This window comes from Mesorhizobium sp. M0040 (genome assembly GCF_040323505.1).
In the GTDB taxonomy this organism is placed as follows: domain Bacteria; phylum Pseudomonadota; class Alphaproteobacteria; order Rhizobiales; family Rhizobiaceae; genus Mesorhizobium.
Window position 1 is genome coordinate 29,390 of sequence record NZ_JAMYVA010000044.1, and the last position, 18,054, is coordinate 47,443.

An 18,054-nucleotide genomic window follows, 5' to 3' on the forward strand; every position below is an offset into this window, starting at 1 on the left:
TTCCTGGTTTTCCGGCCGCGTGCACGGAAATTTCGCGGTCCGGCAAAACCTGAAACAAAACCGCGCCTCTGCGACATTCAGGCGAAACATATGTGATGCAAAAGTCACACTGGACGAAATGCCGCCGGACTGCATGGAAACACCGCGAATCAGCCGCATTCCAGCCATGAACAAAGGCATTTTCGACCAGAGATTAACATCGCGTTCACCGACTATTCACGCCTGGACGCTATGATCCCCGCAATTCGGAAGGGACATCCGAAACGGGACAGGGACCGAGTAAAATGAGCTTCTGGAATCAAATCGCCGGCTATGCCGCCGCCATCCGCGAATTCGTCGCGCCGACCTATCGGCCTGAGCGCTATTATATGCGCGGCCCAGGCCCCGCCTGCGCGCGCCGTGGCAACACGCTTGGGATCAGCGTGCGCTGATGATGAGCATGGAGAGCCGTCACGACAGCCGAATCTGCCGGCCCGACGCCGACAATCGGTCAACGACCTATCGCGCCGAGCGGCCTGCGCTGACCGACAGACGGCGTGCGACAACGCCAAGCCTCTAGCATTCCGGGCTTTGATCCAGCCGCCGGCAGGCCTAGTGTCGCCTGACACCAGCTGCCGGGCGTCACGTGATCGTCAAGCCGAACCATTCTCCTGAGCCGCCAGAATTCGAATCAAGTCGCCCGTTGATCGTGTTCGACGGTATTTGCGTGTTGTGCTCGGGCTTTGTGCGCATGGTGGTGAAGCTCGACCGCAAGGGCCGCTTCCATTTCGTAACGGCGCAGTCGCCCTTCGGCGAGATGCTGTTCAAGAAATACGGGCTGCGGACGGATCGCTACGAGACCAATCTCGTCATCCTCGATGGCGCGGCTTTCACCCGCCTGGACAGTTTCGTTGCCGTCATGGCCGAACTCGGCTGGCCGTGGCGGGCGGCGCGGATCCTGCTGCTGTTGCCGCGCCCGCTTCGCGACTGGCTCTACGACCGTATCGCAAAGAACCGCTACGCCCTGTTCGGCAAGAAGGACAATTGCGAAATCCCTTCCGCCGAGGTGAGGGCAAGATTGATCGGTTAGGTTCGTTGCCGTGGCCGGGAGCGGGCGGGGCATTTTGGGGGAACTGCGGATGAAGGTTCTTGTCGTCGGCGGCTACGGCACCTTTGGCGGTCGCACCGTCGAGCTTTTGGAGGGCGAGCCGCATCTGATCCTCTTTGTCGCCGGGCGCTCGCTCGCCAAGGCTGACGCGTATTGCAAGAAGCGCGCCCCGACAGCAGCCCAGCTGGTGCCGGCACTGTTCGACCGTGACGGCGATCTCGCCGCGCAACTCGCTGCATTTGAGCCTGATATTGTAGTCGACGCGAGCGGTCCGTTCCAGGCCTATGGCGAGGGACGCTATCGCCTGATCGAGGCCTGCATCGCCCGGCGCATCAACTATCTCGATCTAGCCGACGGCTCGGATTTCGTCGCCGGTGTCTCTGCGTTCGACGAGGCGGCGCGAAACGCCGGCGTCTTCGTGCTGTCCGGCGTCTCGAGCTTTCCGGTGCTGACGGCGGCGGTGGTGCGTCGCCTGTCTTCGGACCTGACGCGGGTCGACGGCATTCGCGGCGGCATCGCGCCTTCGCCCTTTGCCGGCGTCGGCGGGAACGTCATCCGGGCTATCGCCGGTTATGCCGGTCGGCCGGTGCGGCTTGTTCGCAATGGCCGTCCCGAACAAGGCCGTCCGTTTACCGAGCAGCTGCGCTACACTATTGCGCCGCCGGGCCGGCTGCCGCTTCGAAACACGCTGTTTTCTCTGGTCGACGTTCCGGACCTGCGCGCTCTGGCCAAGCTTTGGCCGGAGGCGAAGACCATCTGGATGGGCGCCGGGCCGGTTCCCGAGACGCTGCACCGCGCCCTGATCGGCCTCGCCTGGCTGGTGCGCGCCGGATTGATCGGTTCGCTTTCGCCGCTGGCGCCGCTGATGCATCAGGCAACGAACCGGCTGTGCTGGGGCGAGCATCGCGGCGGCATGTTCGTCGAGGTGGAGGGATCGGACCGGGCGGGCGCCACCGTTAAGCGCTCGTGGCATCTCTTGGCGGAGGGCAATGACGGGCCGCTGATCCCGTCGATGGCGGTCGAAGCATTGGCCCGCAAAGCGCTGGCCGGACATCAGCCCGCACCGGGCGCACGGGCGGGGGTGCGCGATTTGGAGCTCCGGGATTATGAAGCCCTGTTCGCCGGGCGGACAATCTACACCGGCTTCAGGAACGGGGCGGCGGACGAGGACAAGCCGCTTTATGCCGAGCTGCTCGGTGCCGCCTGGCAAGGCCTTCCCGAGGCAATTAGGTCAATGCATGACCGTACGATCACGGCCGCAGACCGCGCGCGCGTCGAACGCGGGCGCAATGTTCTTGGCCGGCTAATGGCCTGGACGGTCGGCTTCCCCGGGGCAAGCGAGGACATCCCGGTTCATGTCCGCTTCGACACCGACAAGGACGGCGAGACCTGGACCCGGACATTCGGCAAGCACAGTTTTTCGAGCCTACAGTCCGCAGGCCGGGGTCGATCGCAGCGCTTGCTGTGCGAACGCTTCGGCCCGCTGACCTTCGCGATGGCGCTGGTTGCCGATGACGGCCGGCTGGCGCTGGTCTTGCGCCGCTGGAGTTTTTTTGGCCTGCCGCTTCCGATGTGGCTCGGTCCACGCTCGACTTCCTACGAATCGGTGAAGGATGGCCGCTTCCGCTTCCATGTCGAGATCTCGCATCCGCTTGCCGGCATGATCGCCCGCTACCGCGGCTGGCTGGAGCCCTCCTGCCCGCACGGCTCCAGCGAGATCGTGCCGCCTGCCAGCTTGGCCAGTTCGCGACAGTCCTGCGCCGTGCACAGCGTCCAGCCCTGACCCGTGGCGCCCGAGGCGGCGAGCGCGAGGCGCCGCTGTGGCCCGACCTTGGGCGCATAGACCCACCAGCCGTTTCTCAGCACCGAGCCTTGCGGCGGCTCCATCCCGGCGCCCGATCCCTTGATGCGGGCCTCGACCAGCTGCAGGCCGGACGGCAGCACCTTCCAGTCTTCCTGCCACTGGGTCTTCTCCACCGAATGCACCCAGGAGAGCGTGAAGGCAGCGACCGCGAGCGTCACCGTCTTGCCGGCCGCGACGATGCAGAGGCTCATGCTGAATTAGCCAGCGAAGCCTGCCGCGCGCGCCAGCAGTGCCAGCCGATCCAGGCAAGGGACAGCGCCCAGCCCGCCTCGTCGGTGAGCGGCAGCGCCGCAACCAGCAGCACGCCGGCGGCGAAGGCGACGAGGCGTTCCCACCAGGCCATGCGCCGGGCGAGAAATCCGACCGCCGCGGCGCCCCACAGGACGATACCCATGCAGGCTTTGATGACGATATAGGCGACCTCGACGGGATAGCCGAACTGGGCGGCGATCGGGCCGGGGTCCTGCAGCATCAGCGCCGGGGTATAGACCGCCATGAACGGCACAACGAAGCCGGCAATGGCAAGCTTGGTGGCCTGGATGCCGATCTTGAGGCCGCTTTCCTTGGCCATGGGTGCGGCGGCGAAGGCGGCCAGCGCCACAGGCGGGGTGAGATCGGCCATGATGCCGAAATAGAAGACGAACATATGGCTGACCACCAACGGCACGCCGAGCGACAGCAGCGCTGGCCCGGCCAGCGACGAAGTGATGATGTAGTTGGGAATGGTCGGTATGCCCATGCCGAGCACCAGGCAGGTGAGCATGGTCAAAAGCAGCGACAGGAACAGATTGTTCTCGCCGATCGAGATGATCCAGCCGATGAAGGTCGAGGCGATGCCGGTAAGCGTCAACGTGCCGATGACGATGCCGACAATGGCGCAGGCAATGCCGACCGGCAGCGCGTTCTTTGCTCCTTCGGCAAGGGAATCCACGCATATGCGCAGCGTCTCGCGCCCGCCCTTGAAGGTGAGGCAGGCGGCGACCAGCACGGCGATGACCAGGCTGAGGATGTTGACGCCGAATTTCATGAAGGAAGCCGCGGCAAGCCCGAGCGCCAGCCAGAAGACGATGCGGAAGGCGAGCGGCCCGATCGATGCTGCCAGCGGCGTGCCGAGGATAAGCACAATGGTCAACGCCAGGCCCATGGTGCCGGCGAACACCGGTGTGTAGCCGGCAAACAGCAGGTAGATCAGTGCTGCGAGAGGCAGTACCAGCGGCCAATGTTGTCTCACCGCATCCCACGGATTGGGCAGGTCAGCCTTGGCCATGCCGTGCAGGCCGGCCTTGCCGGCTTCCAGGTGCACCTGCCAGAAACAGGCGCCGAAATAGAGCAGCGCCGGAATGATCGCCGCCTTGACCACCGCGGCATAGGGGATGTTCAGGGTCTCGGCCATGATAAAGGCAACCGCTCCCATCACCGGCGGCATGATCTGGCCGCCCATCGACGAGGTCGCCTCGACGGCGCCGGCGAAGGCCGAGCGGAAACCGAAGCGCTTCATCAGCGGGATGGTGAACTGGCCGCTGGCCACCACATTGGCGACGCCGGAGCCGGAAATGGTGCCCATCAGCGCCGAGGACAGCACGCAGACTTGCGCCGGGCCGCCGCGCCATGAGCCGACCAGGCCAAGCGCAAAATCGTTGAACAGCGCGATCATGCCGGCGCGCTCAAGAAAGGCGGCGAAAACGACGAAGATGAAGATATAGGCGGCCGAGACATAGATCGGCGTGCCGTAGATGCCTTCGGTGCCATAGGCGAAGGTGTCGACGAGCTGGGCGAAATCATAACCGCGATGGATGAACGGCGGCGGCAGATGATTGCCGGCAAATGCGTAGGCGAGAAAGATAAAGGCAATGACGGCAAGCGGCAGCCCCATTAACCGCCGCGCCGCCTCGAAGACCAGCACGACCAGCACCGCGCCGACGATCAGGTCAGGCGTGGTGAGAAAGCCGGAGCGGCGGATGAGGTCGGCATAGAACACCCAATTGTACAGACCGGTGGCGAAACCAAGCAGGCCGAGCGTCCAGAACACTGCTTTCGCCGGGACGCTTTTGGCGCGCAGATTGGCGATTAGGGCAAAGCCGAGCAGCAGCAGGAAGCCGACATGCATGGCGCGTATGACCTGGCTCGGCAGGCTGCCATAGGCGGCGATGTAGATTTGGAAGATGGAGAAGGCGATGGCGATAAAAAAAGCCGCCTTGCCGGCGATGCCTTCGCCGAAGCCAGGCGGCAATCCTTCGACAGGAGCTTCCGCTGTGGGGGAAAGAACGGTCGGGATTACGGTCATTAGCGGGGTTCCTGGCGGGGCGGTCCCCTCCTCGAGGGGAGGGTGCCGAGCGAAGCGAGGCGGGTGGGGTCGGTGCGGCAGTGCGCGGCCTCAACCGACCCTACCCGTCCATTCGCCTTCGGCAGCTGTTCACCTTCTCCTCAAGGGGGAGGGATGGCTCCTTACTTCACCAATCCCTTTTCCTTGTAATACCTCTCGGCGCCTGGATGCAGCGGCACCGGCATGCCGTCGAGCGCCTTGGCCGGGTCGATCGCCTTGGCGGCGGCGTGGGCAGCGGTGAGCTGGTCGAGATGCTCGAACAGCAGTTTCGTCATCTGGTAGGCGGTCTCGTCGGAGACATCGGCGCTGGTGATCAGGAAATTGCCGACGGCGGCGGTCGCAACATCCTCGGTCTGGCCCTCGTAGGTGCCCTTGGGGATGACCACGGAAAGATAGGGCGAGCCGATCTTGGCGACGTCCTCCGCCGGCACGGCAACGATGTTTACCGGCACTGAGGTGGCGAGGTCACGGATCGACGCGACCCCAAGGCCAGCCGACTGCAGCGTGGCGTCGAGCTGGCGGTTCTTGATCAGCTCCACCGATTCGGCGAAGGGCAGATATTCGATCCGCCCGAGGTCTTCGTATTTCAGCCCGGCAGCGGCAAATATCGTGCGGGCGTTGAGCTCGGTGCCTGAGGCCGGCGCGCCGACCGAAAGGCTCTTGCCCTTGAGATCGGCGAGCGTCTTGATGCCGGATTCCTTGCTGGCGACGATCTGGATGTAATTGGGATAGATGGCGGCAATGCCGCGCAGCTTGTCGAGCTTGCCTGGGAAGCCTGCTTCGGTGTTGCCTTCGGCGGCCAGCTTGACGGAATCGCCGAGCGCAAAGGCGATCTCGCCCTTGCCCTGCTGCAGCAGGTTGAGGTTTTCGACCGACGCTTTCGTCGCCTGCACCTGGGTGCGCGCGCCTTCGATGCCCTTGCCGTAGATTTCCGACAGCGCGACGCCGAGCGGATAGTAGACGCCGGACGTGCCGCCGGTCAGCACGTTGATGAATTCCTGTGCCTTGACCGATACCGCGCCAAGGCCAAGCGACAGCGCCAGCACGCCGGCTGCAACAAATTTCGTCCTGAAATTGAGCATGCGATTTCCTCCCTGAAAATTCGCCGCCGTGCCCTCCTCGGCGGCACGAAGCGAGTTTAGACAGCGGGCGGGAAATGCCAACCCGCAATAGCAGCGATTAGACGAACGGCTAAGCAGTGCCGCAACACGTTGGCGCTTGCGCGAGGTCGCATCGCGGCAGAAAGATTTTTCCAGCGCTTGTCGAAATCCGGCAGGGCCGCGCGACATAAGTCCGGCTCGCAACGATGCGGCCTTCGAGAAACGGGAGAAGACCATGCGATACATGCTTTTGATCTATGGAAACGAAGCGGGGATGGCAGCCGCGCCAGCAGATGCGGTGACACAGATGTCGAGCGCGTACGTCGCCTACACCGAAGCGTTGAAGAAATCCGGAGCCTGGCTCGCCGGCGACCGGCTGAAGCCGACGCAATCCGCTACCTCGGTGCGGATGGCCAATGGCAAGTCCAACGTGCTCGACGGCCCCTATGCCGACACCAAGGAGCAGCTTGCCGGCTTCTATATGATCGAAGCGGAGGACGTCGACGCCGCCATTGCCTGGGCGGCGCGCTGCCCGGGCGCCAGCACCGGCACGGTAGAGGTGCGGCCGATCTGGGAACTCACCATGTGATGCCGGAATTGCCCGATACTGCGCGGGCGGCGGCGGAAGCGGCCGCCCGGCAAAGCTACGGCAAGCTGGTCGCTTATCTCGCCGCGCGCACGCGCGACGTGGCCGCTGCCGAGGACGCATTGGCCGATGCCTTTGCAGCGGCGCTCGAGCGTTGGCCACAGGCGGGCGTGCCCGATAAGCCGGAAGCCTGGCTGCTGGCGGTGGCACGCAAGCGCCGCGTCGACGCGGTCAGACGGCGGCTGACACGCGAGGCGGGCCGCGACCACCTCAGACTGATCGCCGAGGAGATGGAGGCGCGCATGGCCGAGGAAGACCTGCCGGACGAGCGGCTCAGGCTGATGTTTGCCTGCGCCCATCCCGCGATTGAGGCCGGCGTGCGAGCACCGCTGATCCTGCAGACGGTCCTGGGCTTCGACGCAGCGACCATCGCCTCGGCTTTTCTTGTCTCGCCAGCCACGATGAGCCAGCGCCTGGTGCGCGCCAAGACGCGAATTCGCGAGACAGGCATTCCGTTCCGCGTGCCGGAGCGGGCCGAGCTCGGCGAGCGGCTGGGCACCGTTCTGGAAGCGATCTACGCGGCGTTTGCCGAAGGTTGGTCCGACCCGGCCGGCACCGAAACGCGGCGCCGCAATCTCGCGACCGAAGGCATCTGGCTCGGCCGTCTGATCGCCTCGCTGATGCCGGATGAGCCGGAAGCACTCGGCCTGCTGGCGCTGATGCTGTTCGCCGAGGCGCGGCGTGCAGCCCGGCGCAATGCGGCGGGTGACTATGTGACGCTGGCCGAGCAGGATCTTGCATTGTGGGACGACACCCTGATCGATGAAGCGGAGGCGCTGCTCGGGCGCGCGGCCGCCGAGGGTGTTGTCGGCCGCTACCAGCTAGAGGCCGCCGTGCAATCCGCCCATACGACACGGCGGCTGACCGGTTGTACCGACTGGGTCGCGATCAAGGAGCTCTACGACGCGCTGTCGGTGATTGCCGGCTCGCCGGTGGTGTCGATCAACCGTGCGGTGGCGATTGCCGAGGCCGAAGGTGCTTCAGCAGGATTGGGCGCGCTTGATCAACTCAGCGGCGACAAGCGGCTGTATGACTATCAACCTTACTGGGCCGCCCGCGCGGGCCTGCTGGCCAGACTCGGCAAAGTTCCGCAAGCGAGCGAGGCCTATGACCGGGCTATCGGCCTCGAACGCGATCCGGCCGTGCGCCGGTTCCTGCAGGAACGACGGGCATGGCTCGGCCACGCGGAAAGACACTGAGACAAGGCGGAGTGCTTAGGCCGGCCACATGTCGTGGGAAGCATTCAGCCTCTTTATCACTCGATGTTCCCGCAAATTGGCCCACAGGCGTTCGATATTCGGCCAAGCGGTTGGAACCTTCGCGACCTCCGGATGCCAGGCCACCAACATGACGAGATAGATGTCGGCCAGCGAGAGCCGGTCGCCGGCCAGCCAGTCATGGCCTGCGAGCGCCGCATCGAGAATGGCGAAGCTTCGATCCATTTCCGAGACCGCCGCCTGTTTGACAGCGTCCACGCCGCGGGGATCGGTCGTGTAGCGATGAGCGTAGAAGAACCGCAGGTCAGCCGAATAGATGGAGGACATGAAAAACATCCAGCGCAGGAAGTCGGCACGGTCAGCCGAACTTGCAGCGGGCGCCAGTCCTGCTTCCGGGTGGCGCTCGGCCAGCAGGATGCAGATCGCCGCCGATTCGGTCATCGAGCGTCCGTCCGGCAAGATCAGGACCGGCACCTGGTTCAAGGGGCTGATATCTAAAAAGGCCTGGTCGGGTCGGCCCTTCGGAACGTCGATCTGGTCGAAAGGCACGCCCGCCAAAGCGAGCGCCGCCTCGATGACAAAGCCGCCTGTATTGGCACGCGTATAGAGCTTGTACATGAAGTCCTCCACCTGCCGGGCAGCGACGATTTGATACGGAAGGGACCCGCCGCTCCAGCGAACGATGTCGCTACAGGTATTTTCAGCGGCCCGCCGGAGGGCAGCGCGAAGGGATCGCTACTCGTGTCCAGACCCTAAGTCCCCAACCCCTCGAACAGGATCGTCGAGAGATAGCGCTCGGCGAAGGAGGGAATGACGACGACGAGGTTCTTGCCCTTGTTCTCGGGCCGCGAGCCGACGACGATCGCTGCTTGCAGGGCGGCACCCGACGAGATGCCGACCGGCACACCTTCGAGCCGAGCGACGAGCCGTGCATTGGCAACCGAATCCTCGTTCGAGACCTTGACGATCTCGTCGTAGATCGTCGTATCGAGGATTTTTGGCGCGAAGCCGGCGCCAATGCCCTGGATCTTGTGCGGGCCTGGCTGACCGCCCGACAGCACCGGCGAGGCTTCCGGTTCGACCGCGACGACATGCACCGAGGGCTTGCGCTTCTTCAGCACCTGGCCGACGCCGGTGATGGTGCCGCCGGTTCCGATGCCGGCAACGAAGATATCGACTTCCCCATGGGTGTCGTTCCAGATTTCCTCGGCCGTGGTGCGGCGATGGATTTCCGGATTGGCCGGGTTTTCGAATTGCTGCGGAATGACAGCGTCGGGCAGCGTTGCCGCCAGCTCGTCCGCCTTGGCGATGGCGCCCTTCATGCCTTTCGGCCCTTCGGTCAGCACCAGTTCGGCACCGAGCAGAGCCAGCATCTTGCGGCGTTCGACGGACATGGTTTCCGGCATGGTCAGGATCAGCTTGTAGCCCTTGGCAGCGGCGGCAAAGGCGAGCGCGATGCCGGTATTGCCCGAGGTCGGCTCGATCAGGGTGGTCTTGCCGGGCGTAATCCTGCCCGAAGCCTCCAATGCCTCGATCATCGACACGCCGATGCGGTCCTTGACCGAGGCGATCGGGTTGAAGAATTCGAGCTTGGCCAGCAGATTGGCGACGACACCCTTCTCCCTGGCGAATTTATCAAGCCGCACCAGCGGCGTGTCGCCGATCGTCTCGGTGATCGAATTGTAGATGCGGCCGCGGCCGGGCACGTGTGCGGGGGTGGCGGGCTTGTTCATTGATTTCCTCCCAGAGGTCAAGCGGCAAGAGTCGGGCGGGGCCTAGGATAGAGCCATCCGCCGCGCAAGATAGGCTGTCGACCGAAAAATATCCGAGTGAAGTTCGTGCTGAGTACCCCCGCCCTTGCAAGGCGTGGCAATCCTTGGGCGGATTGGCGAAAGAGATCTATTGGCGGGCGGCAATTGCCGCCGCCGCACCGACCATGAAGCCCGCGGCGGTGCGGTTGAGTACCCTCAGCGCCCGCGGCGACTTCAGGAACCAGCGCGCCTTGGCCGCCAGCGCCAGATAGGGCACCAGCACCACGAGCAGGACGACGATGGTGAGCGCGACGAGGATGCCGTAATCGGCCAGCGTGATCGTCTTCAGATCGACGATGGTCGGGGTGATGGCAAGATAGAAGATCATCGTCTTCGGATTGCCGAGCGTGACGGCGAGGCCGGCTACAAAGCTGGATGCCAAGCCGCCCTTGCCTTTCTTCGCCTCCACCGTCTCCGGCGTGATGCCGCTCGTCCAGAAACGCCAGCCAAGAAAGGCGAGGTAGGCGACGCCCAGCCATTTGATGGCCAGGAAGACCATGCCGAAAGTTTGTGCGACGAAAGCCAGGCCGAGCACCACGGCAGTGAGATAGGTCAGGTCGCCGAGCATCAGCCCGAACGACATGGCCAGCGACGAGCGGAAGCCGGAACCCAGCGCACGCGCAACGAGCGCGGTGACGCCGGGGCCGGGGATGGCCGCGGCGATGCCGAGGGCGGCGCTATAGGCGAGAAACCCGGTGAGTGTCATGATTCGCGCTTGTCGCACAATGTTGAAGTTGGGTGAATTCCCTCGGCCCGGATTCGATTGCGCCAGCGCAGCAGGCGACACCGCCGTTCAGGAGCGGCCGTCTTCGTAGGTAACGCGCCAGATGGTGCCGTTGCCGTCCTCGGTGACGATCAGCGAGCCGTCCTTGGCCATCGCGACACCGACCGGGCGGCCCCAGACGGCGTCGTTCGAGATGACGAAGCCGGTCATGAAGTCCTCATATTCGCCGGTCGGCTTGCCATCCCTGAATTTGAGCCTTACCACCTTGTAGCCGGTCCTGGCGCCACGGTTCCACGAACCATGCATGGCGACGAAGGCGTCACCCTGATAATCCGCCGGGAAGTTCTTGCCGTCGTAGAAGGCTATATTCATCGGCGCCGAATGCGCCTGCATCAATACATCGGGGACAGTGGCCTTGCCGGCGAGGTCTGGCCGCTCGCCCTGATGGCGCGGATCCTCGTTATTGCCGATGTAGTACCAAGGCCAGCCATAGAATCCGCCGTCCTTGACCGCTGTTGCAAATTCGAACGGCACATTGTCGCCGAGCTCGTCGCGCTCATTGACGACGCACCACAATGCGCCGGTGGCGGGCTGCACGGTCATGCCCGTACAGTTGCGCAGGCCGGTGGCGACAGTTCGGGGATTTTTCCCATCCGGGTCAAAGGCGAGCACATCGGCACGGCCGTCCTCGGAGCCCCAGGCCGCCCCGAGCGGCTTTGATTTGGCCCAGGCGTCGAGGCCGCTATCCGGCTCCTTGCCTATATCCTCGGCGACGTTCGAGGCGGAGCCAACCGACAAATAAAGCGTTTTGCCGTCCTGCGAGAAGGCGATGTCGCGGGTCGTGTGACCACCCGACGGGATTTGGGCGACAATGGTTTCTGGTTTTCCGGATGTCTTCAAGTCGCCATCGCGATAGGGGAAGCGGACGATGCTGTCGCTGTTCGCGACATAGACCCATTGCGGTTTGTCTCCTGGCGGATAGAAGGCGATGCCGTAGGGATAATTGAGCCCCTTGGCGAAGATCGCTTTCTCGATGGGCCTGGCGCTGCCCTCGGCGAGACGATAGACGCGTATTTGGTCGGCATGGCTGTTGGCAACAAACAGGTCGCCATTCGGAGCGACGCGCACGACACGTGGATTGACGATGCCGGATGCGATCATTTCAGCCGAAAAGCCCGACGGCAATTCTGGCTTGGCGCTTTCGGGCCGTTCCGCCACGCCGGCGCCGTTCGAAGCGGATTGGCCGGGGTCGGCTGCCGGCATGTCTCGCGGCCCAATCAGGCGTCGGACGCCAGGCCTGTCGGCTTGCCAATCGCCAAACGCGGCTTCGCCTTTGAGCACATTCTGGTCCGCCTGCTGGGCGGCTGCCGGTGTCGCAACAAGGAGGGCAGCGGCAACGGCCGCAAAGCCGCCAGATCGGATCATCAACGTCCTCCGGGATTCGCCTCGAACAGGGCAAACGGCATCAGGTATTGATCGTTCCAAGCGGCCGTCCAGCACACGAGGATTTGAAGCCGAACCCGTTCAGTTGCCAGAGGCGTAAAAGTCGTCGTCGAGGCGCTTTTCCAGCGCGACCAGATCGGCCGGCAGCGGCAAACCCATCGCCCGCATCTCTTGCAGCTTCTCGCGCAATTGCTCTTGCACCTCGTGCTGATCCTCTGGCTGGTTGATCATTTCTTCGAGCAGCAGACTGATCTGGGCCTTGAACGATTCCAGCGCCATTCTTTTCTCCTCCTTGCGGCAGGCCCGCGGCGGCTCCTAGCTCAGCATGCGCGAAATCAGCTGCGCGGTATAGTCGACCATCGGTACTATGCGCGCATAATTCAGCCGCGTCGGCCCGATGACGCCGAGCGCACCGACGACGCGCGCGTCCTTGTCGCGATAGGGTGCCACCACCAGCGAGGAGCCAGACAGCGAAAACAGCTTGTTTTCCGAACCGATGAATATGCGCACGCCTGGGCCTGCCTCGGCGAGGTCGAGAAGCTGGATCAGCCCATCCTGCGTCTCCAGATCCTCAAACAGATGCCGCAGCAATTCTATGTCGGCCTGGGCAGTGACGTTTTCCAGGAGATTGGCGCGGCCGCGCACGATAAGCCGCCCAGGCACGCCGCTTTCAGCGCCTGCCCAGACCGCCAGGCCCTTCTCGACCAGATCCTGCGACAGCGTGTCGAGGGCTGCCCTGGTCTCTTCCTTGATGCGGGCGATCTCGACCCGCGCCTCGGCCAGGGTGCGACCGCGGATATGGGCGTTGAGGAAGTTGGAGGCTTCGTGCAATTGCGAGATGGTGATGCCGGCGGGCAGATCGATGACGCGATTTTCGACGTCGCCGTTCTGCGAGACCAGCACGGCCAGCGCCTTGGTCGGCTCGAGCTGGATGAATTCGATGTGCTTAAGCGCCACCTCATTCTTGGCGGCGAGCACGAGGCCGGCGCCGCGCGACATGCCGGACAGCATCTGGCTGGCCTCGGTCAGCATATGCTCCAGCGTCGCGCCCGAGCCGGAGGCGCGCACCTGGGCCTCGATGGTGCGGCGCTCCTCGTCGGAGAGGTCACCAAGTTCCATGAAAGCATCGACGAAGAAGCGCAGGCCTGCCTGAGTCGGCAGCCGGCCAGCCGAAATGTGCGGCGCATAGATCAGGCCGAGATGCTCAAGGTCGCTCATCACGTTGCGGATGGTGGCCGGCGACAGCGATGACGGCAGGATGCGCGACAGGCTGCGCGAACCGACCGGCTCGCCATCCCTCAAATAGGAATCGACGATGCGCCGGAAGATGTCGCGCGAACGCATGTCGAGCGATTGAAGCGCGGGCGATTGCAGCGCGTGCGACGGGAGCACGTGCGACTGCAAACCGGGATCGACTGCCTTTGTCATTTCGAGCCAAAAACCTCCGCCCCGAAGATATAGACTTCCGCGGTGTCGGCGCAACCGGTCCATTTTCCTTTGCGCCTCACGCCCCGTGCGGCTACAAGCCGGCCAAGATTCCCCGGCCAAGATTCCGAAGAAAGAAAGAAGCCTGAATGCGCCCTTCCAAACGCCAATTCGACGAAATGCGCCCCATCTCCTTCGAGCGCGGCGTCTCCAAGCATGCGGAAGGCTCGTGCCTGGTGAAGTTCGGCGACACGCATGTGCTGTGTACGGCCAGCCTGGAGGAAAAGGTGCCGGGCTGGATGCGCAACTCCGGCAAGGGCTGGGTGACGGCGGAATACGGCATGCTGCCGCGTTCGACCGGCGAGCGCATGCGCCGCGAGGCTTCGGCCGGCAAACAAGGCGGCCGCACGCTGGAAATCCAGCGGCTGATCGGCCGCTCCCTGCGCGCCGTGGTCGATCTGCAGGCGCTCGGCGAGCAGCAGATCACCGTCGACTGCGACGTGATCCAGGCCGACGGCGGCACGCGCACCGCTTCGATCACCGGCGGCTGGGTGGCGCTCTACGACTGCCTGCGCTGGATGGAAACCCGCCAGATGGCGAGCCTGGGCAAGGTGCTGAAGGATCACGTTGCGGCGATCTCCTGCGGCATCCATGATGGCCAGCCGGTCATCGACCTCGACTATATCGAGGATTCCTCGGCCGGCACCGACGCCAATTTCGTCATGACCGGCAAGGGCGGCATCGTCGAGATCCAAGGCACGGCCGAGGGCGAGCCGTTCTCGGAAGAGCAGTTCGCGGCGCTGATGGGGCTCGCCAAGAAAGGTATTCAGCGCCTGGTCAGCTTGCAGCAAATGGCGGTGGCTTAGCTGCGGTCAATATTGATGAGATTGGCGATCCTGTGACTCCTTCTGCAATCCTGGAATCAGCACTCTACGTGACGGACCTTGCTGCCGCGGAACGGTTCTATTCGGGCGTGCTCGGGCTCGATCTGCTCGGCAAGGTCGATGGCAGGCATCTCTTCTTCCGCTGCGGCGACAGCGTGCTGCTTATGTTCAATGCCGAGGCGACCAAAGTGCCGCCGCCGGCCGACGCCAAGCTCAAAGTACCGCCGCATGGCGCGGTCGGCCAGGGCCATCTTTGCTTCGCCGCAAGCGCGGATGAAATCCCACGCTGGAAAGCGCATCTTGTGGCGAAGAAAATCGCCATCGAAAGCGAGTTCGAATGGCCGCAGGGCGGCCGCTCGATCTATATTCGCGACCCGTCGGGCAATTCGATCGAATTCGCCGAGCCAAGAATCTGGGGCATCTGATGCATTCGCCAACTGTTCATTCGCTTGACGGGCATAAGATCGTCGTCGCCAGCCATAACATCGGTAAATTGCGGGAATTCGCCGATCTGATGGCGCCATTCGGCATAGAAGCGAAGTCCGCAAAGGAATACGGCTTGCCGGAGCCAGACGAGACCGGCACCACTTTCGAGCAGAACGCCCTCATAAAAGCCTTGGCCGCCGCCAAGGCCACTGGATTGCCGGCGCTGTCGGACGATTCCGGCCTGTGTGTCGATGCGCTCGACGGCGCACCCGGCGTCTACACCGCCAACTGGGCCGAGACGCCGGACGGCTCCCGCGACTTCGGCATGGCCATGCAGCGCACGGAAGTGGCCTTGCAGGAAGTTGGCGCGATCACGCCTGCCCAGCGCAAGGGCCGCTTTGTCGCGGTCATCTGCCTGGCCTTCCCCGATGGCCAGGCGGAATATTTTCGCGGTGAGGTCGAGGGCACGCTGGTATGGCCGCCGCGCGGCGAGCTCGGCTTCGGCTACGATCCGGTGTTCTTGCCCGATGGGTTCGAAAAGACCTTCGGCGAGATGAGCGCGAAGGAAAAGCATGGCTGGAAGCCCGGCCAGCCAACCGCATTGTCGCACCGTGCCCGCGCCTTCCAGAAATTCGCGCAAGCCCGATTGGCCGCCGTATGACCATGCTGCTCGACCGCAGGCCTGGTTTCGGCGTCTACGTCCACTGGCCGTTCTGCGCGGCCAAATGCCCGTATTGCGACTTCAACAGCCATGTCCGCCACCAGCCGGTCGACCAAGAGCGTTTTGCCCGCGCTTTCGAGACCGAGCTGGCGACGATGCGCGGCCGCACCGGGCCGCGTGAGGTGACCAGTATCTTTCTTGGCGGCGGCACGCCATCGCTGATGAAACCGCAGACCGTGGCGGCGGTGCTGGATGCAGTGGCGAAGAACTGGACGGTGCCTGACGGCATCGAGGTGACACTGGAGGCCAATCCCTCCTCCGTCGAGGCCGAGCGCTTTCGCGGCTATCGCGCGGCCGGCGTCAACCGGGTATCGCTTGGCGTGCAGGCGCTGAACGACAAGGATCTGCGCTTCCTCGGCCGTTTGCACAATGTCGATGAGGCCCTGCATGCGATCGGCCTGGCGCGCGAGATTTTCCCACGGCTGTCGTTCGACCTGATCTACGCGCGGCCCGGTCAGACGCCGGAAGCGTGGCAGGCGGAGCTCGAGCAGGCGATCGGCCACGCCGCAGACCATCTGTCGCTCTATCAGCTGACCATCGAGGAAGGCACGCCGTTCCATGCACTGCATGCGGCAAGGAAATTCATCATTCCAGACAATGAGCTTGCCGCCGATCTCTACGCGTTAACGCAGGAGATCACCACCGCGCGCGGACTGCCGGCCTACGAGATTTCCAACCACGCCAGGCCCGGCGCCGAAAGCCGGCACAATCTCACCTACTGGCGCTATGGCGAATATGTCGGCGTCGGTCCCGGCGCGCATGGCCGGTTCGTCGAAAATGGCCGCCGCGTGGTGACGATCGCCGAGAAAATGCCGGAGACCTGGGCCAATCTGGTCGAGGCCAAGGGTCATGGCGTTACCGGCGGCGAGGTCCTGACGCGGTCGGAAGAGGCCGACGAGTTCCTGCTGATGGGGCTGAGGCTGGCGGAGGGCATCGACCTTTCCCGCTACGAGGCATTTTCAGGGCGTGGCCTGTCGACGGCACGGCTGTCGGTGCTGCAGGACGAAGGCCTGGTGGCGCCGATCGGCAATGCCCGCCTGCGCGCCACGCCGGCCGGCATGATCGTGCTCGATGCGGTCGTGGCGGATTTGGCCAGATAGCACGTTGAAGAACGTTCTCTTCATCTGCAGCCAGAATCGCTTGCGCAGCCCGACGGCGGAGCAGGTGTTTTCCAAGCGGCGGGACATCGAGGTCGCTTCGGCCGGCACTAATCACGATGCCGACATTCCGTTGACGCATGAACTCGTCGCCTGGGCCGACATCATCTTCGTGATGGAAAAAACGCACCGCGCCAAACTGCAGCAGAAATTCAAGACAAGCCTGAAAAAGGCTCGAGTAATCTGCCTCGATATTCCCGACGACTATGCATTCATGGACCCGGCTCTGGTGGGCCTGCTGGAGGCGCGTGTCTCGAAGTATCTGGGTTGAATGATACATCGCGGAGCATTCGCAACCGCGCTTCGAGAACTGTCTCGACCGATCGCTAAGGTTTGCGGGGTCAAGCCTCGTGCTTGTGGCGGTGTTTGGCGCGATCTTTTTCGCTGGTCTCTCCGGAACGGGCCGGCTTGATCTCGCTTTTGTCGCGTGAGGCGTGGTGCTGGTCGTCTGTGGAATGTGACGCTGCGCCATCGCGGGCGCTTTTTGTTTCGAGGCGGGTGATGAAAATGTCGAAGCGATTGGGCATCGTCCGGTCAGTGCTCCATCGTGCGGTCGGTTTCGTTTGCGGGCTTGCTCTCTGCCGTTCGCTGGCGTGCAAGCGGCTTCTTGGCTCTGCCATCTGCGGCTTCGGCAGGCAGGCTCTTCTCGCTTGGCGCGGCGAAGCGTTTGCGGCCGGCATAGTAGGGTTCGAAAACGTCCTGTATCGTCAGGCTGTTCATCCTGCTCCTCCCGAGATCAGGTGCAAAATTCGCCGGCAACGGTTTCGTTCCCTACTATGGCGAAGGCATGGCGGCTGGTTCACGTCGGCATCCCTTTTGGAACCAGGGCCTTTGCAACCCAGGCTTTTGCAACCAAGCGTGAGCCGTGCCAAACAGGGTCGAACGGAGTTGTGCAGGTGACCGGCGAATCGGCCAAACGCAGTTATGTGGTCGGGCAGACCGAAATCGCCGCCCGGCCGCTCGAGCCGGCGCTCTACCTGGTGGCGACGCCTATCGGCAATCTCGCCGACATCACGCTGCGCGCGCTGGAAACGCTCGCCGCCGCCGATATCGTCGCTTGCGAGGACACACGTGTCAGCCGCGTGCTGCTCGACCGCTACGGCATCCGCCGCCGCACCACCGCCTACCACGAGCACAATGCCGGCGAGGCCGGACCGAAGCTGATCGCGGCGCTGCTGGCCGGCCAAAGCGTAGCGCCGAGCTCGCAGGCCGGCACGCCGCTCATC

22 protein-coding genes are annotated in these 18,054 nt (G+C 63.9%); 11 read left to right on the plus strand and 11 right to left on the minus strand.

Going from position 1 to position 18,054, the window contains the following annotated elements:
• The first annotated feature begins 284 nt into the window (after positions 1 to 284).
• The 3 genes from NKJ91_RS26555 (at position 285) to NKJ91_RS26565 (ending at position 2,870) form a co-directional block, all read left to right on the plus strand.
• The gene (locus NKJ91_RS26555; protein ID WP_023678994.1) at positions 285 to 431 is read left to right on the plus strand and encodes a hypothetical protein; all 147 of its coding nucleotides are present in this window, start codon (positions 285 to 287) and stop codon (positions 429 to 431) included.
• Positions 432 to 688: 257 nt separating this feature from the next.
• Positions 689 to 1,069 carry a thiol-disulfide oxidoreductase DCC family protein gene (locus tag NKJ91_RS26560; protein WP_352457903.1) on the plus strand — a complete coding sequence of 127 codons (381 nt, stop codon included), beginning with the start codon at positions 689 to 691 and terminating at the stop codon, positions 1,067 to 1,069.
• Between the two features lie 49 nt (positions 1,070 to 1,118).
• Complete coding sequence (locus NKJ91_RS26565; protein WP_352457889.1) at positions 1,119 to 2,870, plus strand: saccharopine dehydrogenase family protein; 1,752 nt, start codon at positions 1,119 to 1,121, stop codon at positions 2,868 to 2,870.
• Here the strand turns inward: NKJ91_RS26565 and NKJ91_RS26570 are convergent.
• The 3 genes from NKJ91_RS26570 to NKJ91_RS26580 form a co-directional block, all read right to left on the minus strand.
• Positions 2,759 to 3,142: a DUF1850 domain-containing protein gene (locus NKJ91_RS26570; protein WP_352457890.1), complete on the minus strand. Its 384-nt coding sequence runs from the start codon at positions 3,140 to 3,142 to the stop codon at positions 2,759 to 2,761. The genes NKJ91_RS26565 and NKJ91_RS26570 overlap by 112 nt on opposite strands.
• A complete protein-coding gene (locus NKJ91_RS26575) occupies positions 3,139 to 5,235 on the minus strand; it encodes a TRAP transporter permease (RefSeq protein ID WP_352457891.1) in 2,097 nt (698 codons plus the stop codon). The genes NKJ91_RS26570 and NKJ91_RS26575 overlap by 4 nt, the downstream gene beginning before the upstream one ends.
• Before the next feature lie 161 nt (positions 5,236 to 5,396).
• On the minus strand, positions 5,397 to 6,356 hold the full coding sequence (locus tag NKJ91_RS26580) for a TAXI family TRAP transporter solute-binding subunit (RefSeq protein ID WP_352457892.1): 960 nt from the start codon (positions 6,354 to 6,356) through the stop codon (positions 5,397 to 5,399).
• Positions 6,357 to 6,609: 253 nt separating this feature from the next.
• Between NKJ91_RS26580 and NKJ91_RS26585 the strand changes: the two genes are divergently transcribed.
• Both NKJ91_RS26585 and NKJ91_RS26590 read left to right on the plus strand, forming a co-directional pair.
• The gene (locus NKJ91_RS26585; RefSeq protein WP_352451868.1) at positions 6,610 to 6,963 is read left to right on the plus strand and encodes a YciI family protein; all 354 of its coding nucleotides are present in this window, start codon (positions 6,610 to 6,612) and stop codon (positions 6,961 to 6,963) included.
• Positions 6,963 to 8,219, plus strand: coding sequence for an RNA polymerase sigma factor (locus tag NKJ91_RS26590; RefSeq protein ID WP_352457893.1), 1,257 nt, complete (start codon positions 6,963 to 6,965; stop codon positions 8,217 to 8,219). Before NKJ91_RS26585 ends, NKJ91_RS26590 begins: the two co-directional genes overlap by 1 nt.
• Before the next feature lie 15 nt (positions 8,220 to 8,234).
• On the opposite strand, the gene NKJ91_RS26595 is transcribed toward NKJ91_RS26590, so the two are convergent.
• The 6 genes from NKJ91_RS26595 to hrcA form a co-directional block, all read right to left on the minus strand.
• Positions 8,235 to 8,855, minus strand: a complete 621-nt coding sequence (locus tag NKJ91_RS26595; protein ID WP_352457894.1) for a glutathione S-transferase family protein — start codon at positions 8,853 to 8,855, stop codon at positions 8,235 to 8,237.
• Between the two features lie 134 nt (positions 8,856 to 8,989).
• A complete protein-coding gene (cysK, locus tag NKJ91_RS26600) occupies positions 8,990 to 9,970 on the minus strand; it encodes a cysteine synthase A (RefSeq protein ID WP_352457895.1) in 981 nt (326 codons plus the stop codon).
• Between the two features lie 166 nt (positions 9,971 to 10,136).
• On the minus strand, positions 10,137 to 10,754 hold the full coding sequence (locus NKJ91_RS26605) for a LysE family translocator (protein WP_352451872.1): 618 nt from the start codon (positions 10,752 to 10,754) through the stop codon (positions 10,137 to 10,139).
• 87 nt (positions 10,755 to 10,841) lie between these two features.
• Positions 10,842 to 12,197 carry a PQQ-dependent sugar dehydrogenase gene (locus NKJ91_RS26610; protein ID WP_352457896.1) on the minus strand — a complete coding sequence of 452 codons (1,356 nt, stop codon included), beginning with the start codon at positions 12,195 to 12,197 and terminating at the stop codon, positions 10,842 to 10,844.
• A 99-nt stretch (positions 12,198 to 12,296) separates the two neighbouring features.
• A complete protein-coding gene (locus NKJ91_RS26615) occupies positions 12,297 to 12,494 on the minus strand; it encodes a hypothetical protein (RefSeq protein WP_023678983.1) in 198 nt (65 codons plus the stop codon).
• 36 nt (positions 12,495 to 12,530) lie between these two features.
• Entirely contained in the window at positions 12,531 to 13,643 is a 1,113-nt protein-coding gene (gene hrcA / locus NKJ91_RS26620) for a heat-inducible transcriptional repressor HrcA (RefSeq protein WP_036239090.1), read from the minus strand.
• Between the two features lie 146 nt (positions 13,644 to 13,789).
• Between hrcA and rph the strand changes: the two genes are divergently transcribed.
• The 5 genes from rph to NKJ91_RS26645 are packed head-to-tail and all read left to right on the plus strand — an operon-like array spanning position 13,790 to position 17,099.
• Positions 13,790 to 14,506, plus strand: a complete 717-nt coding sequence (gene rph, locus NKJ91_RS26625; protein ID WP_023678981.1) for a ribonuclease PH — start codon at positions 13,790 to 13,792, stop codon at positions 14,504 to 14,506.
• Positions 14,507 to 14,538: 32 nt separating this feature from the next.
• Entirely contained in the window at positions 14,539 to 14,949 is a 411-nt protein-coding gene (locus NKJ91_RS26630; protein WP_352457897.1) for a VOC family protein, read from the plus strand.
• Entirely contained in the window at positions 14,949 to 15,611 is a 663-nt protein-coding gene (rdgB, locus tag NKJ91_RS26635; protein ID WP_352457898.1) for an RdgB/HAM1 family non-canonical purine NTP pyrophosphatase, read from the plus strand. The genes NKJ91_RS26630 and rdgB overlap by 1 nt, the downstream gene beginning before the upstream one ends.
• Complete coding sequence (gene hemW / locus NKJ91_RS26640) at positions 15,608 to 16,771, plus strand: radical SAM family heme chaperone HemW (RefSeq protein WP_352451877.1); 1,164 nt, start codon at positions 15,608 to 15,610, stop codon at positions 16,769 to 16,771. The genes rdgB and hemW overlap by 4 nt, the downstream gene beginning before the upstream one ends.
• Positions 16,772 to 16,775: 4 nt before the next feature.
• Complete coding sequence (locus NKJ91_RS26645) at positions 16,776 to 17,099, plus strand: low molecular weight protein tyrosine phosphatase family protein (RefSeq protein WP_023678977.1); 324 nt, start codon at positions 16,776 to 16,778, stop codon at positions 17,097 to 17,099.
• 70 nt (positions 17,100 to 17,169) lie between these two features.
• Here NKJ91_RS26645 and NKJ91_RS26650 read toward each other — a convergent pair whose 3' ends face one another.
• Together NKJ91_RS26650 and NKJ91_RS26655 are read right to left on the minus strand one after the other, a co-directional pair.
• Complete coding sequence (locus tag NKJ91_RS26650) at positions 17,170 to 17,355, minus strand: hypothetical protein (RefSeq protein WP_023678976.1); 186 nt, start codon at positions 17,353 to 17,355, stop codon at positions 17,170 to 17,172.
• 7 nt (positions 17,356 to 17,362) lie between these two features.
• Positions 17,363 to 17,548 carry a hypothetical protein gene (locus NKJ91_RS26655; RefSeq protein WP_352457899.1) on the minus strand — a complete coding sequence of 62 codons (186 nt, stop codon included), beginning with the start codon at positions 17,546 to 17,548 and terminating at the stop codon, positions 17,363 to 17,365.
• Positions 17,549 to 17,724: 176 nt separating this feature from the next.
• Here NKJ91_RS26655 and NKJ91_RS26660 point away from each other — a divergent pair.
• Positions 17,725 to 18,054: SAM-dependent methyltransferase (locus tag NKJ91_RS26660; RefSeq protein ID WP_352457900.1), on the plus strand; the 330-nt coding region annotated here is incomplete at its 3' end.

Coding starts and splice junctions, on each gene's coding strand:
- NKJ91_RS26555 (WP_023678994.1), top strand. CDS start 285: ATGAGCTTCTGGAATCAAATCGCCGGCTATGCCGCCGCCATCCGCGAA.
- NKJ91_RS26565 (WP_352457889.1), top strand. CDS start 1,119: ATGAAGGTTCTTGTCGTCGGCGGCTACGGCACCTTTGGCGGTCGCACC.
- NKJ91_RS26570 (WP_352457890.1), bottom strand. CDS start 3,142: ATGAGCCTCTGCATCGTCGCGGCCGGCAAGACGGTGACGCTCGCGGTC.
- NKJ91_RS26575 (WP_352457891.1), bottom strand. CDS start 5,235: ATGACCGTAATCCCGACCGTTCTTTCCCCCACAGCGGAAGCTCCTGTC.
- NKJ91_RS26580 (WP_352457892.1), bottom strand. CDS start 6,356: ATGCTCAATTTCAGGACGAAATTTGTTGCAGCCGGCGTGCTGGCGCTG.
- NKJ91_RS26585 (WP_352451868.1), top strand. CDS start 6,610: ATGCGATACATGCTTTTGATCTATGGAAACGAAGCGGGGATGGCAGCC.
- NKJ91_RS26590 (WP_352457893.1), top strand. CDS start 6,963: ATGCCGGAATTGCCCGATACTGCGCGGGCGGCGGCGGAAGCGGCCGCC.
- NKJ91_RS26595 (WP_352457894.1), bottom strand. CDS start 8,855: ATGTACAAGCTCTATACGCGTGCCAATACAGGCGGCTTTGTCATCGAG.
- cysK (WP_352457895.1), bottom strand. CDS start 9,970: ATGAACAAGCCCGCCACCCCCGCACACGTGCCCGGCCGCGGCCGCATC.
- NKJ91_RS26605 (WP_352451872.1), bottom strand. CDS start 10,754: ATGACACTCACCGGGTTTCTCGCCTATAGCGCCGCCCTCGGCATCGCC.
- NKJ91_RS26610 (WP_352457896.1), bottom strand. CDS start 12,197: ATGATCCGATCTGGCGGCTTTGCGGCCGTTGCCGCTGCCCTCCTTGTT.
- NKJ91_RS26615 (WP_023678983.1), bottom strand. CDS start 12,494: ATGGCGCTGGAATCGTTCAAGGCCCAGATCAGTCTGCTGCTCGAAGAA.
- hrcA (WP_036239090.1), bottom strand. CDS start 13,643: ATGACAAAGGCAGTCGATCCCGGTTTGCAGTCGCACGTGCTCCCGTCG.
- rph (WP_023678981.1), top strand. CDS start 13,790: ATGCGCCCTTCCAAACGCCAATTCGACGAAATGCGCCCCATCTCCTTC.
- rdgB (WP_352457898.1), top strand. CDS start 14,949: ATGCATTCGCCAACTGTTCATTCGCTTGACGGGCATAAGATCGTCGTC.
- hemW (WP_352451877.1), top strand. CDS start 15,608: ATGACCATGCTGCTCGACCGCAGGCCTGGTTTCGGCGTCTACGTCCAC.
- NKJ91_RS26650 (WP_023678976.1), bottom strand. CDS start 17,355: ATGCCCAATCGCTTCGACATTTTCATCACCCGCCTCGAAACAAAAAGC.
- NKJ91_RS26655 (WP_352457899.1), bottom strand. CDS start 17,548: ATGAACAGCCTGACGATACAGGACGTTTTCGAACCCTACTATGCCGGC.